The organism is Sulfitobacter sp. NFXS29, assembly GCF_040148765.1.
Taxonomy (GTDB): Bacteria; Pseudomonadota; Alphaproteobacteria; order Rhodobacterales; family Rhodobacteraceae; genus Sulfitobacter.
In genome coordinates this window covers 187,006-200,863 of sequence record NZ_JAGDED010000003.1, presented here as the reverse complement: position 1 = coordinate 200,863, position 13,858 = coordinate 187,006, and the positions used below count along the sequence as shown (strand labels likewise).

Sequence of the window (13,858 nt, the reverse complement as noted above, 5' to 3'; positions counted from 1 at the left end):
ATCCCGCCATATGTCACCCGCCGGGCAATTGCTGCGATTGGCGAAGGGGGGTAGACCTAGCGCCATGAAATACCCGCTTGTTACCGCCGCCCTACTTGCCTGCGCCACACCGCTTGGCGCGCATCCGCATATCTTTGTCGATACCGGGTTTGAGGTGATCCTCGATGCAGAGGGGCGCTTGACCCATCTGCGGATCACATGGGCCTATGACGAATTCTATTCCCTGCTGGTGACCGAGGATCGCGGGCTTGATCCCGATTACGATGGCGTGTTGACCGAGGCAGAGATGGCCTCACTCAACGGGTTCGACATGCGTTGGGTCGAAGGGTTCAACGGCGATACGGTCTTGCTGAACGGCGGTGAAGAGATCGCGCTTTCCGGCCCGCAGGAGGTGGCGACGACTTTTTCCGAGGGCCGGATCATCACCAGCCATCTGCGGGCGGTCGAGGGCGATGCGCCTGACGCGAATGGTCTGGTCATCAAACCCTATGATCCGACCTATTACACCGCCTATGAGGTGACTCAGAAGGTGACCGTGCAAGGCGATGACGCCTGTCGCGCGCGGGTCAAGATGCCAGAGATGAACGCCGATCTGCGCGAACTTCAGCAGGATCTGAGCGCCTTGGACGCGAATACCGATCCGAACGATGTCGGCCTGCCTGAAATTGGCGAAGCCTTGGCCAATGAGGTGGTGATCACATGCGACGCATCATAGCGCTGGCCGCATTGGCGACCCTGCTGGCGCTGGCGGCGCTGTGGTGGACGGGGGGCTTTAACGCCATTGCCCATTGGGCGGCAGGGCAGCAACGCGGGTTTCAAAACAGCATCGCCAGCGGGCTGCGCGCCACACGGGGGGGCGATACGGCGGCGTTCTGGACGGTGCTCTTGGCGTCTTTTGCCTACGGCGTGGTGCATGCGGCAGGGCCGGGGCACGGCAAGATCGTGATTGGCGGCTATGGGCTGGCGCGCTCGGTGCCCATGCTGCGGCTGTCGCTGATCGCTCTGGCCGCCTCGTTGGGCCAAGCGGTGACGGCGGTGGCTTTGGTCTATGCGGGGATCCTGCTTTTGGGCCTTGGCCGTGAGGCGCTGGTGGGCGTGACCGAAGACATCATGGCGCCGGCAAGCTACGGCGCAATTGCCTTGATCGGGCTTTGGTTGATCTGGCGCGGGCTGCGCCATGCGCGGCAAAAGAAGGTGGCGCATAGCGAAGAGGTCTGCGGCCATTGTGGTCATGCCCATGGGCCAAGCTTGGCCCAGGTCCAGCAGGCGGGCAGCCTGCGCGATGCGCTGCTTTTGATCGCCGGGATCGCCATCCGTCCCTGCACCGGGGCGCTTTTCGTGCTGGTGATCACTTGGCATATGGGCATCGGCGGTGTCGGTGTTCTGGGCGCTTTTGCCATGGCACTTGGCACCGGGTTGATCACCATCGCCACCGGTCTTGCCGCCACGGGGTTGCGGGCGGGGGTGCTTGGTGGGCTCGCCGGATCGCCGCGCTTGGCACAGGCCGCGGCGGTGGCCGAGCTGACGGCAGGGCTTATCGTCGTCACGCTCGCGGGCGGGCTGCTGCTTCGCGCGCTTTAACGGCGGCCTTCGCGCAGCCAAGCGGCAATGATGAACAGGGCCGAAAGCAACAGCACCAACCACCCCGGCAACAGCGGCGTTTGCCGCACATCGCGCGTCTCATAAGCGCCACGCGGGGTCAGCCCCAGCCAACCGCGTCCGGCAGCCGGACGGCCAAGGCGCACGTCGCGCAGGCGCGGCAGCCCGTCTTCCACCCGCGCCACGCCACCGCGCAGAGTGTCGATGGCTGGGCGCAGGGCTGCGTCACTGGCAATCGTCTCAATAAACTCGCGCGGGGCAGCAGGGCCGAGGCCGATAACAGTCACCTCCTCCGCGTTTTCCAATCGGTAGAGGCCCATCTCTTCGCCCGTGAATTCAGCCTCGAAACGGCCCGGTCCAGCGGGGACGAGGGGTATTTCGGTGGTGCTGCCATCAGGGGCGGTGATGGTGACGGGGGGCACGGTTTCATCCAAGGTGCGCCGGGTGATGCGCATGGTGCGGCCTTGGGCGGTGGCGGTCAGCGCCTCTTCCTCGAGCTCGGGTTCCTTCATCATCCAATGGGCCAGACGGCGCAGCAATTCCAACTGCGGGCCGCCGCCCTCATAGCCCCGGTTCCAGAGCCATGCATGGTCTGAAGCCAGCAGCGCCACGCGGCCTTCGTCGACGCGGTCGAGCACCAGCAGCGGGCGGTCGTCTGCGCCGCTCATCACCACATCGCCACGCTCAGCTGTCACGTCGATCTGGCGCAGCCAACGGCCCCAGTCGCCTTTGCCCGGCAGTTCGGCGGTCACGGGGTGGCGCTGACCGATGTCGGTCACGACGGGGGGGAAAGCCTCCTCCAGCACCCGTGCGGTTGGCGTGGCGGGCAGCACCGTGCCAAGCGGCGACCGGTAGAGGCTGTCGGCACTGGCGAAATCCGGCCCCGCGGCAACCAGCACCGCGCCGCCCTTGCGCACATATTGCGCCACATTGTCGAGGTAGAGCGCAGGCAGAATGCCGCGCCGCTGGTAGCGGTCAAAGATGATGAGATCGAAGTCGTCGATCTTGTCCATGAACAATTCGCGGGTCGGGAAGGCGATCAGCGACAACTCGTTCACCGGCACGCCGTCCTGCTTGTCGGGCGGGCGCAGAATCGTGAAATGCACCAGATCGACCGCGCTGTCGGACTTCAGCAGGTTGCGCCACGTGCGCCCGCCGGGATGCGGCTCGCCTGAGACGAGCAGCACGCTCAACCGGTCGCGCACCCCGTTCATCTGAATCAGCGCGGCATTGTTGCGGTCGGTCAATTCCCCCGGCGCTTCGGGGAGGGAGAAACGGATCACATTGCGCCCTCCGTGGGGCAGGGCGACGGGCAGTTCGATGTCTTGGCCAATTGGCACTTCAAAGCTTTGCGGGTCTTCCCCATCGACAGAGATATCAAGCCGGGTCAGCCCCCCGTCCTCGGGCGCGGCGCCCAGATCGTCGATGCGCAGGGTCAGGGTCACCGGCTCTCCGATGATGGCAAAGGCGGGCGCATTGCGCACGGTCAGGCGGCGGTCCCAATCCGCGGCCCGGCCCGTTTGCAGAAGGTGCAGCGGCGCGGGCAGGTCAAGCGGCAGGTCCGCGTCATGCACCCGGCCATCGCTGACCGCCAGAATGCCCGCAATCCGCGCGCGCGGCTCTTCGGCCAGCGCGTCGGCCAGCGTGGTCATCAGCCGTGTGCCCGCGTCCTCGGCCCCGTCGGGGACGGTGATCCGGCGCAGTTCCGTATTCGGGCGCGCGGTGATCCGGTCGGCCATCGCCTCGGCGGCGGTATCGGACTGGTTGGCGCGGTCCGCCAGCCGCTGGCTGGCGCTTCCGTCTTCGAGCAGCAGCACGATGTCGCTCAGCGGGGCGCGGTCCTCTGTTTGATAGGAGGGGCCAGCCAATGCGCCGAGCACCACCACGGCGGCCAGCCCCCGCAGTGCCCAGCCCGACAGGCCACGCCAGACCGCCAGCAGAACGCCTATCGCGGCAAGCACCCCCAGCCCAATCAGCAGCGGCAGCGGGATCAGCGGGTCAAAAAGCACGGTTCCGGTCATTGGCCCAACCTATCGAGCAGCGCAGGCACATGGACCTGATCGGATTTGTAGTTGCCTGTCAGCACATGCATCACAAGGTTTACGCCAAAGCGATAGGCCAGTTCGCGCTGCCGTTCCCCGGCATAGCCGCGCCCGATGGGCAGCAGCGGCGCACCATCGCGGCGCACAGCCCAAGCGGCGGCCCAATCGTTGCCGCCGATCACCACCGGGGTGACCCCGTCATTGAGGTTGCGGAAAGGCATCCCCTCGATCCGCTCGGCATCGGGCGGCGCGGCCTCGACCCAGACATCGCGGCTGGTGTAGCGACCCGGGTAGTCCTGCAGCAAATAGAAGGTGCGGGTCAGCACATGGTCGCCGGGCAGCGGCTCAAGCGGTGGGATGTCGAGCGGGGCGGCCAATTCCTGCAGCTTGCGCCCGTTCGGACTGGCGGCGCCATAGCTTGCGATATCTGCGTCGCGGGTATCAAACAGGATCAACCCGCCCGAGCGGAGATAGTCGTTCAGCTTGCCATAAGCCTCGGTTGAGGGCTGCGGTTGATCGGGGGTGACGGGCCAATAGAGGATCGGGAAAAAGGCGAGTTCGTCCTGCTCCAAATCGACGCCTGTGGGCAGGGCAGGCTCTACCGTGGTGCGAAAATAAAGTGTATCTGACAGGCCGGTAAGTCCGGCGCGGGCGACTTCGTCAACATCCGGGTTGCCGGTCAACACATGAGCCAGTGTGACCTCGGAGGCCGAGCGGATTGCAAAGCTTTCAGGATCGGTTTCCTGCGCGTCCCCCATCTGTGGCGAGCCCAGCCCCAAGACCAGCGCCAAGGTCCCGGTCGAACGGCGCAGCAACAGGCCCGAAAGGGCGAGGGAGGCCAGCACATCGGCAACCAGCAACAGGATCGCGAGGCTCAGAAGCGCTCCGGCCAGCGGCTGTTCGGGCGGTAGCGCAAGACCACGCAGCGGCACATCCGATGGCCATCTGGCGGGGGTGAGCGTGGTCTCAGCAGTCAGCACATTGCGCGCCAGCCGCCGCTCTTCGGAGCCGTAGATGCCGGGCGGCAGGGCCGGGCCAGCGGGGGCCGAAATCAAGTCGGGCCCCGCGACACCGGGCAGGTTGCCCGCGTCCGAGAGGGTGCCGAAACCGTCCATCACCCGCAGCGGGGTCCATGTGGTGCCCTCAAGGCTGCCGGCCTCGGGCGTGCTGGCGCCAGAGGACACAGCCAGCCGCTCCATCATCTGCACGAAAAGGCCCGAGAGCGGCAGGGTCGACCATTCCGCGGTGGCGGTGACGTGGAAGAGCACGATTTGCCCCTGACCCACGGGCTTGCGCGTGACCAGCGGCGTGCCGTCACTCAGCGACGCAATCACCCGGTCGGCCAGCGTCGGGTCGGGTTGGGCCACGACCTGCGCGGAAACAGTCACGTCATCTGGCACCGGCAGGCCGAAGAAAGGCGAGCCGTTGCGGAAAGGGGCCAGCGCCTTCGGTTCGCCCCAAGACATAGCCCCGCCCACGCTGCGCCCCCCGGCGCGCAGGCGCACGGGCATCAGCGGGTCTTCGTCGATGCGGCTCACATCACTGGCGGCAATGCGCGGCCCGGCGAAACGGATCAGCATGCCGCCCGCATCGATCCACTCTTGCAGAGGCTCTGCTTCGGCAGGGCTAAGCGTGGCGACATCGGCCAGCACGATCACATCAGGGTTGGCGGGCAGCACGTCGCTCAGGGTGCCGTCGATCAAATCTGCATTCGGGGCCAGCGCCTGTTCGATATAGTGTAGCGGCGAGAGCAGTTGCAGCCCCTCCTGCGCCCCGCGCCCACCAATCAGCGCAACCTCACGGCGGCGCAGCCCGTCGTCGACCAAGGTGCGCGCCCCGGCAGAGCGTTGGCCTGCGATATCGAAAGAGGTCAGCCGCGCGCGCATCTCGGCGGGTAGGGAGAGAGAGGTGCTGGCCTCGGTAGCGCCCGCCTCGAAGGTAGCATTGGCGGTGGCCAAAACGCGGGCGTTGCCTGCCGGGTCACGGCCATGGGCCTGCACCACAGCGTCGCGTTCCGGGCCGGGAGCGGCGCGGCGCAGGGTGAGGTCGATCGCGCCATCTTGATAGACCGCAGGCGCGATGCCGATGACGTTGTTGGCCGACTGATGGACCTCAACCGCCCCTTTGGCTTGCAACGTGGCGAGCAGGTCATCGCGGCCCGGATAGTCTAGACCATCGCTGAACCACATCGTGTCAAAGGCGGTCAGGTCTGCCATGATCTCAGTCGCGCGGGTGATCTCTTCCGGGGCAGGTTGCCACGGCGCGGGATTGAGCCCGGCAAGGCGACTGCGCCATGCGTCGGCGGATTGGAAGGTCGGCACCTGCGGGTCGGTCAGGGTCAGGATGCCCACCGTCCGCTCGGCCCGTCCGGCACGGGTCAGTTGCGCATCGACGGCGGCCAATTGGCGATCCCAGCCGCTGGCCCCGGCCCATGAGCCATCAAGCACCATCAAGAGCGGACCACTGCTCTGTTCCGTCTCGGCCTGAGGGTTCAGCACCGGTCCGGCGAGGCCAACAATGATCGCGGCCACGGCAAACATCCGAAGTAGCAGCAACCACCAGGGCGTGCGGTCTGAGGTGCTTTCATCATCTGCCAGCCCCAAGAGCAGCGCAACGCCGGGAAAGCGGCGGCGGATCGGCGCGGGGGGCACGGCGCGCAGGATCAGCCAGAGGATCGGCAGCGCCAGCAGGGCCAGCAACAGCCAAGGCGCGGTGAAACCGATGCCGCCAAAGACGCTCATGCAGCACTCCCCTGCCGCGCGTCCAGCGCACCATAAAGCCAAAGCAGCGCCGATTGCGCCGAGGCATCCGTGTGGTGCAATCCATAGCGCCAGCCGGTGCGGGCGCAGAGATGTTGCAATTCATCTTTGCGCGCCGCGAGCCGGTCGAGATAACGGTCGCGCAGGTCGTTCGCCTTGAGCGTCTCATGGCGCAGCGTGCCGCCGACACTTTCGAAAATGGTACGACCCGCGAAGGGGAAGGCCTCCTCTGCCGGGTCGAGCAGATGATAAAGCACGCCGCGCACGCCACGATCGGCGGCTTTGGTCAATGCAGTCTGCACCGGTTCAAGATCGCCCATGAAATCCGAGATGAAGATCGCCCGCGCATGGGGGATCATGCCGCGGTGTTCGGGCGGGGCATACTCGCGGGTGTCTTCTCGGCAGAGCAATTCGGCCAGACGCAGCACCTGCGGATTGCCGCGCCCGGGCGGCAAGGCGGTGCCGGTCAGGCCCACACGCTCACCGCCGCGCAGCAGCAGGATCGACAGCGCGAGGCCCAACAGCCGTGCGCGATCCGCCTTATCGGGCAGCCCTTTGTCAGAGGCAAAGCGCATCGACGCCCCCTGATCGACCCAAAGCATCACCGATTGCGCAATCTGCCATTCCCGCTCGCGCACGAACTCCTGATCGCCCCGCGCCGAGCGGCGGTGGTCGACCATACGGCGGCTGTCGCCCATTTGCGCCGGACGGTATTGCCAGAAATCATCCCCCGTCCCCGCACGGCGGCGGCCGTGGGCACCGGGCAACACGGCGCCTGCCAAATGCTCGGCCCGCGCCAAAAGCGCGGGAAGCCGGGCCGCCTCGCCCTCGGCGTCGGCCCTGAGGGATAGGGGGGAATGAGTCACGCGGCGGCCTTTTTCCCGATCAGCCGGGCGGCGGTGTCGTCGATCAGTGCTTGCAGGCTGTCGCCCCGCGCGCGGGCTGCGAAATTAAGCGCCATACGGTGGCTTAGCACTGGGCGGGCCATGGCCAAGACATCCTCAGCCGAGGGGGCAAGCCGCCCGTCAAGCAGGGCGCGGGCACGCACTGTCATCATCAGCGCCTGCGCGGCGCGTGGTCCCGGGCCCCAAGCGACACTCTCGCGCACGGGCTGGGTGGCCTCGGGTTCATCGGGGCGGAAGGCGCGGACAAGATCAAGGATCAGTTCCACCACACTGTCGCCCACGGGCATCCGGCGCAACAGGTTCTGTGCGGCCAGCAGGTCTTCGGTAGAGAAGACAGGGCGCACCGCGCTGTCTTCGACGCCGGTGGTGGCGATAAGGATGTCCCGCTCGGTCGCGCGGTCGGGGTAGGCCACGTCGATCTGCACGAGGAAACGGTCGAGTTGTGCCTCGGGTAGGGGGTAGGTGCCTTCTTGCTCGATCGGGTTTTGGGTGGCGAGCACGTGGAAGGGCTGGCCGAGGGCGCGGTCTTGTCCCGCGACAGTCACGGTTTTTTCCTGCATCGCCTGCAAAAGCGCCGACTGCGTGCGCGGGCTGGCGCGGTTGATCTCATCCGCCATCAGAAGCTGGCAAAAGATCGGCCCCTCGATAAAGCGGAAGGCGCGGCTGCCATCGGGCGCGGTGTCGAGCACTTCGGAACCCAGAATATCGGCGGGCATTAGATCGGGCGTGAATTGCACCCGGTTGCCGTGAAGGCCCATGACGGTGCTCAAGGTCTCGACCAGTCGTGTCTTGCCCAAGCCTGGCAGACCAATCAGCAACCCGTGGCCACCGCAGAGCAGAGCCGTGAGCGCGAGGTCGACAACCTGCTCTTGGCCGACAAACCGCCCGGTGATCGATTGCTTGGCATCTGCCAGCTTTTCGGTCAGCGCTTCGATTTGCGCGATCAGATCATCCGCTTCGGCCATGACATTTCTTTCCCCGGAGTTATATCTTTCAGGTGTAAGTGTATCGCGACCAAAGGGAATGGCAAAACCAATGAGCGGACAAAATACCGTGACACCCAGTGCAGACAGCCTGATCGAAGCCGCCAAGGCCGCAAAAACGCGCGGAACCCCGCCGCTTGAGAAGTGGAACCCGGAATTCTGCGGCGATCTGGACATGCAAATCAGACGCGATGGGACGTGGTTCTACCAAGGCACGCCGATTGGGCGGATCGAATTGGTCAAATTGTTCGCTTCGATTCTCTGGCGCGAGGGGGATGACTATTTCCTTAAGTCCCCGGTTGAGAAGGTGGGCATCACGGTCGAAGATGCGCCCTTTGTCGCCGTGGATTTCGAGGCCGAAGGCGAGGGTGAGGCGCAGCAGTTGCGGTTTCTCACCAATCTGGGCGATGTGGCCGAGGCGGGGCCGGAACATCCGATCCGCGTGGTCCGCGATGAGGAGACGGGCGAGCCGTCGCCCTATGTGCTGCTGCGCCGGAACCTTGAGGCGCTGATCGACCGCAAGAGCTTTTACCGTTTGGTCGATCTGGGCCAACACCGCGATGGCTGGTTTGGTGTCTGGTCGGGTGGGGAATTCTTTGGCATCATCCCGTCGGAAGACCTGCCGTAAAGCCATCGAAAGCCCGAAATGCCGCTGATACCTGCCGCCAACCTGTCGCTGCTCTGGTCGGAACTGCCCTATCTGGATCGGTTCGACGCGGCGGCAGAGGCGGGGTTTGGCGCAGTCGAAGTGTTGTTTCCCTATGACATCCCCGCGAAAGAGACGCAGCGCGCCTTGCTGCGCAACGGGTTAACCCTTGCCCTGATCAATGCCCCACCGCCGAATTATACCGGTGGCCAGCCCGGTTTCGCGGCCATTCCGGGCGGGGAGGCACGATTTGCTCATGATATGCGTCGCGTTTGGCGCTATGTCGACGCGCTGCGGCCCAGAATGGTCCATGTGATGGCCGGGGAGGCCGGGGAGGCCGAGGGGCAAGCGGCGGCAGAGGCATTCGTGGCGAACCTCCGCCATGCCGCCGCCGAGGCGCCGCCGGGGGTCACGCTGATGATCGAGCCGCTCTGCCCTGAGGCCAAACCGGGGTATTTCTTGAACGATTACGCTCAGGCGGCGGAGCTTCTCGCGGCAGTGGATGCGCCCAATGTGGCGCTGCAGTTCGACAGTTTTCACGCGCAGATGATCCATGGCGATGCCGTGGCGGTATTCGAGGAATATCGCCCTCTGATCCGCCATGTGCAGCTTGGTGACGCGCCGGGGCGTGGGGCGCCGGGCAGCGGTAATGTCGATTTCGACCGGCTCTTTGCCGCGCTGCGGGCGGGCTATGACGGTTTTGTCAGTGGGGAGTATGCGCCGGGCGCGGCGACGGAGCAGACACTCGGATGGGTGGCCGCCTTAGGGGAATGACACCGGTGCATCGTCGGGCTGCCACTGGGGGTATTTGCTCATCACGCTTTCGAACCGGGGCGAGGCGAGGAACCGGTCGAGCCAGCCGCGCAGAGCGGGCCAATCCTGCGCGTCGAACCAAGCGCGATCGATAAAGGCGAATTGCCGCACGAAGGGCAGGATCGCGTAATCGGCCAGCGTCGGGCAGTCGAAGATCCAGTCATCCAATTGCGCGTCGAGGTCTTGGAGGAAGGCGGCAGCCTTTGCGCGTTGTTCTTCGGGGACCACTTCGGGATAGCGGGTGGCGTATTTGGTGCGGTCCAGCGCGTCTTTGAACGGGCCATCGGCGCGGGCGATCCAATCGTGCCCCTCGGGCGGCATGCAAAGCCAGCCTTCGGGATCGTTCTGGGCCAGCGCCCATTTCATGATGTCGAGGCTTTCGTCGATGGGGCCGGTTTCGGTGATGAGGCAAGGGACGGTGGCGGTGGGGGATGCCGAGAGGAACGCTTGCGGTTTGTCCCGCAGGACGACTTCGCGCAGGTGGACGGGCGTTTGCGCGGCGGCAATGGCGAGGCGCGCGCGCATGGCATAGGGGCAACGGCGGAAGGAGTAGAGGATTGGGGTCATGGGGAGTATTTAGGTGACATGGGCAAGATGTACAAAGGGCCATGGCCTGACCGCGGGTGGGCGACCGGGGCAGAGGTTTCTGCCACTTTATGGCTCATCCGTGATGTGTGCTCGAAAGGGTATGCCCAGCCTCACCAAATCGCCTACCCAGGGGGCGGGCAGGCGATGGCCCGGCGCCTACGGCTTGATTCCGGGCCGGTGCTTCATTTCTCCCTACTGAAACGGTGTCGGCGGCAGCCCCTTACCGGCAAAGCGCGCCACATCATCGACACGCTTAGACCGCGCCGTCGTGGTCCGCGCCGCGTCGATCCACGTCAGCGCATCGGCGCGCAACTCATCGCTGTAGCCGTCCCAGCCCGCCTGTGCACCGGTCTCTTCCAGCGCTTGGGCGAGGTCTTCGGGAAGGTCTGCTTGGTCCATCAATGCGCCTCCGCCCAGTTTGCACCGACGCCGGCATCGACGATCAGCTTCACGTCAAGCTTCACCACCGGATCATTGGCGTTCTCCATCACCTCACGCGCGGCGGCGATTAGCGCGTCTTCGGCCCCTTTTTCTACTTCGAACAGCAGTTCATCGTGCACCTGCAACAGCATCGTCGCGGGCAGATCGGCGATGGCCTCGGGCATCCGCACCATGGCGCGGCGGATCACATCGGCGGCGGTGCCTTGGATCGGCGCGTTGATCGCGGCGCGGGCGGCAAACCCGGCCTGCGGCCCTTTGGCCCCGATGTTGGGCGTGTTGATCTTGCGACCGAACAGCGTCTGCACAAACCCGTGCTCTTTGGCGAAGGCTTTGGTGTCGTCCATATAGGTGCGGATGCCGGGGAAGCGTTCGAAATAGCGGTCGATAAAACCCTGCGCCTCGGCCCGTGGAATGCGCAGGTTGCGCGCCAGACCAAAGCCGGAGATGCCGTAGATCACACCAAAGTTGATCGCCTTGGCGTTGCGGCGGATTTCCGGGGTCATCTGGTCCATCGGCACGTCGAACATCTCGGACGCTGTCATGGCGTGGATGTCGTCGCCGCGGGCGAATGCCTCCTTAAGTGCGTCGATCTGAGCGATATGCGCGAGGATGCGCAGTTCGATCTGGCTGTAGTCCAGCGCCACCAGCACTTTGCCCTCGGGGGCGACGAAAGCCTCACGAATGCGGCGGCCTTCCTCGGAGCGGATCGGGATGTTTTGCAGGTTCGGATCGGTCGAGGCCAGACGCCCCGTCGCGGCACCGGCGATGGAATAGCAGGTGTGCACGCGGCCCGTGTCGGCGTTCACATGGTCTTGCAGCGCGTCGGTATAGGTCGACTTCAGCTTGGACAGTTGCCGCCAGTCCAGCACCCGGCGGGCGAGGTCATGTTCAGTGGCCAGATCCTCCAGCACATCCGCGCCGGTGGAATATTTACCGGTCTTACCCTTCTTACCGCCCTCAAGCCCCATCTTGCCGAATAGGATTTCACCCAGCTGCGCGGGGGAGCCGACGTTGAACGCCTCTCCGGCCAGATCGTGAATATCAGCCTCAAGCCCCGCCATCTTTTGGGCAAAGGCATTGGACATGCGGCTGAGCGTGTCGCGGTCGACGAGTATCCCCGAGCGCTCCATCTGGGCCAGCACGGGCACCAGCGGGCGTTCAAGCGTTTCGTAGACTTTGGTGACTTCGGCGCGGTGCAGCTGCGGCTTGAAGAGTTGCCACAGGCGCAGGGTGACATCGGCATCTTCGGCGGCATAGGGCACCGCGTCTTCCATCGGCACCTTGTCAAAGGTCACGGCAGATTTACCGCTGCCCAATAGCGGTTTGATCGGCAGGGGCGTGTGGCCGAGGTAGCGTTCCGAGAGCGTGTCCATGCCATGCCCATGCAGACCTGCGTGCATCGCGTAGGACATCAGCATGGTGTCGTCGATGGGTGCGACGGTGATGCCAAGCTGGGCAAAGATCTTGCCGTCGTATTTCATGTTTTGCCCGATTTTCAGGATCGCAGGATCCTCCAGCATCGGGGTCAGCAGTTGCAGCGCTTCTTCGACAGGCATCTGGCCGGGCGCGAGGTCATCGGAGCCGAACAGATCATCGCTGCGGCTAGCCTTGTGGGTCAGCGGGATATAGCAGGCTTGCCCCGGTTCCACGGAGAGCGAGACGCCGACCAGTTCGGCGGTCATCTCATTGAGGCCGGTGGTTTCGGTGTCGACCGCGACATAGCCGACCTCGTAAATCCGGTCGAGCCAGACGCGCAGCGCCTCGGCGTCGCTGACCTGCTCATATTTGCTGTGGTCGAAGGGCACATCCGCGACCTGCGGTGCGTCGGCCACGGCAGGCGCTGGCGCGTCGGGGATGGCGGGGGCTTCGCGGCCCAGCACTTCGGCCACGCGCTTCGACAGGGTGCGGAATTCCATCTCAGACAGAAAACCGAGCAGGCGGTCGGCATCGGGGTCGCGCACTTCGAGATCGTCGATGGTGAAATCGATGGGCGTGTTTTCATCGAGCAGCACGAGGCTGCGGCTCAGGCGGATTTGCTCGGCATGGTCGATCAGGGTCTGGCGGCGTTTGGGCTGTTTGATCTCGCTCGCGCGCTCTAGCAGCGCATCCAGATCGCCGTATTCGTTGATCAGCAGCGCCGCTGTCTTGATGCCGATGCCGGGCGCGCCGGGCACGTTGTCGACCGAATCGCCCGCCAGCGCCTGCACATCGACGACGCGCTCGGGATAGACGCCAAATTTCTCGAAGACGCCGTCGCGGTCGATGGTCTTGTTCTTCATCGCGTCCAGCATTTCCACGCCGTCGCCGACAAGCTGCATCAGGTCTTTGTCGGAGCTGATGATGGTGCAACGCCCCCCGGCGGCGCGGGCCTGTACGGCGAGGGTGGCGATGATGTCATCGGCCTCATAGCCCTCAAGCTCTTTGCAGGCGATGTTGAACGCCTCGGTCGCGGTGCGGGTCAGCGGGATCTGCGGGCGCAGGTCTTCGGGCATGGCCTCGCGGTTGGCCTTGTACTGGTCGTACATGTCGTTGCGGAAAGTGTGGCTGCCCTTGTCGAAAATCACGGCAACATGCGTGGGCGCATTGGGGCCGGTGTTGCCCTCAACATAGCGGTGCAGCATGTTGCAGAACCCGGCCACGGCGCCGATGGGCATGCCGTCGGATTTGCGCGTCAGCGGTGGCAGGGCGTGATAGGCGCGAAAGATGAAGGCCGAGCCGTCGATCAGATGCAGGTGGTGGCCTTTGCCGAATGTCATATGAATGCTCCGCTGGATTGGCGACCCTTTTGCCACGAAGCATGGCCCACGGCCAGACGCCAATGCGCCGCGCGGGCAGGTTCGTGCCGTCGGTTCAGGTGTTCAGGTGAGGGCCGGAAAGGCTCAGACTTTGCCTTCGAAATCCGTGTGCACGAATTTACAGTCGCAGTAGCCGCATTCGACCCAGCCGCGATCCTGGGGGATTTGCAGCCAGACGCGCGGATGGCCAAGCGCGCCTTCGCTGCCGTCGCAGGCCACGCGCCAAGTGTTCACGATGCGGGTTTCGGGCGCTTGCAGGGTCATGGAGTTGGTCCTCGGCTCAGGCG

The 13,858-nt window shown here is 65.0% G+C and carries 12 protein-coding genes; 4 read left to right on the top strand and 8 right to left on the bottom strand.

The window, feature by feature from the left end; all coding sequences use genetic code 11:
• The first annotated feature begins 64 nt into the window (after nt 1-64).
• Both J3456_RS07610 and J3456_RS07605 read left to right on the top strand, forming a co-directional pair.
• Nucleotides 65-715 (top strand): DUF1007 family protein, encoded by a 651-nt coding sequence (locus tag J3456_RS07610; protein ID WP_349579605.1) that lies wholly within the window; start codon nt 65-67, stop codon nt 713-715.
• Complete coding sequence (locus J3456_RS07605) at nt 700-1,581, top strand: nickel/cobalt transporter (protein ID WP_349579603.1); 882 nt, start codon at nt 700-702, stop codon at nt 1,579-1,581. The genes J3456_RS07610 and J3456_RS07605 overlap by 16 nt, the downstream gene beginning before the upstream one ends.
• Here the strand turns inward: J3456_RS07605 and J3456_RS07600 are convergent.
• From J3456_RS07600 to J3456_RS07585, 4 genes are read right to left on the bottom strand one after another with little or no spacing between them, the layout of a single operon-like run.
• On the bottom strand, nt 1,578-3,620 hold the full coding sequence (locus J3456_RS07600) for a hypothetical protein (RefSeq protein ID WP_349579602.1): 2,043 nt from the start codon (nt 3,618-3,620) through the stop codon (nt 1,578-1,580). The two genes, J3456_RS07605 and J3456_RS07600, sit on opposite strands and share 4 nt — an antisense overlap.
• Nucleotides 3,617-6,382 carry a DUF4159 domain-containing protein gene (locus J3456_RS07595; RefSeq protein WP_349579601.1) on the bottom strand — a complete coding sequence of 922 codons (2,766 nt, stop codon included), beginning with the start codon at nt 6,380-6,382 and terminating at the stop codon, nt 3,617-3,619. The genes J3456_RS07600 and J3456_RS07595 overlap by 4 nt, the downstream gene beginning before the upstream one ends.
• Entirely contained in the window at nt 6,379-7,266 is an 888-nt protein-coding gene (locus J3456_RS07590) for a DUF58 domain-containing protein (RefSeq protein WP_349579600.1), read from the bottom strand. Before J3456_RS07590 ends, J3456_RS07595 begins: the two co-directional genes overlap by 4 nt.
• Complete coding sequence (locus J3456_RS07585; RefSeq protein WP_349579599.1) at nt 7,263-8,270, bottom strand: AAA family ATPase; 1,008 nt, start codon at nt 8,268-8,270, stop codon at nt 7,263-7,265. The genes J3456_RS07590 and J3456_RS07585 overlap by 4 nt, the downstream gene beginning before the upstream one ends.
• A 70-nt stretch (nt 8,271-8,340) precedes the next feature.
• On the opposite strand from J3456_RS07585, the gene J3456_RS07580 reads away from it, so the two are divergent.
• Nucleotides 8,341-8,916 carry a DUF1285 domain-containing protein gene (locus J3456_RS07580; RefSeq protein ID WP_349579598.1) on the top strand — a complete coding sequence of 192 codons (576 nt, stop codon included), beginning with the start codon at nt 8,341-8,343 and terminating at the stop codon, nt 8,914-8,916.
• An 18-nt stretch (nt 8,917-8,934) separates the two neighbouring features.
• Entirely contained in the window at nt 8,935-9,708 is a 774-nt protein-coding gene (locus J3456_RS07575; protein ID WP_349579597.1) for a hydroxypyruvate isomerase family protein, read from the top strand.
• On the opposite strand, the gene J3456_RS07570 is transcribed toward J3456_RS07575, so the two are convergent.
• The 4 genes from J3456_RS07570 to J3456_RS07555 form a co-directional block, all read right to left on the bottom strand.
• The gene (locus tag J3456_RS07570; RefSeq protein ID WP_349579596.1) at nt 9,697-10,314 is read right to left on the bottom strand and encodes a glutathione S-transferase; all 618 of its coding nucleotides are present in this window, start codon (nt 10,312-10,314) and stop codon (nt 9,697-9,699) included. The two genes, J3456_RS07575 and J3456_RS07570, sit on opposite strands and share 12 nt — an antisense overlap.
• Nucleotides 10,315-10,527: 213 nt before the next feature.
• The gene (locus tag J3456_RS07565) at nt 10,528-10,734 is read right to left on the bottom strand and encodes a YdeI/OmpD-associated family protein (RefSeq protein WP_349579595.1); all 207 of its coding nucleotides are present in this window, start codon (nt 10,732-10,734) and stop codon (nt 10,528-10,530) included.
• Complete coding sequence (gene polA / locus J3456_RS07560) at nt 10,734-13,532, bottom strand: DNA polymerase I (protein WP_349579594.1); 2,799 nt, start codon at nt 13,530-13,532, stop codon at nt 10,734-10,736. Before polA ends, J3456_RS07565 begins: the two co-directional genes overlap by 1 nt.
• A gap of 123 nt (nt 13,533-13,655) precedes the next feature.
• Nucleotides 13,656-13,835 (bottom strand): zinc-finger domain-containing protein, encoded by a 180-nt coding sequence (locus J3456_RS07555; RefSeq protein ID WP_067622513.1) that lies wholly within the window; start codon nt 13,833-13,835, stop codon nt 13,656-13,658.
• Nucleotides 13,836-13,858: the final 23 nt, after the last annotated feature.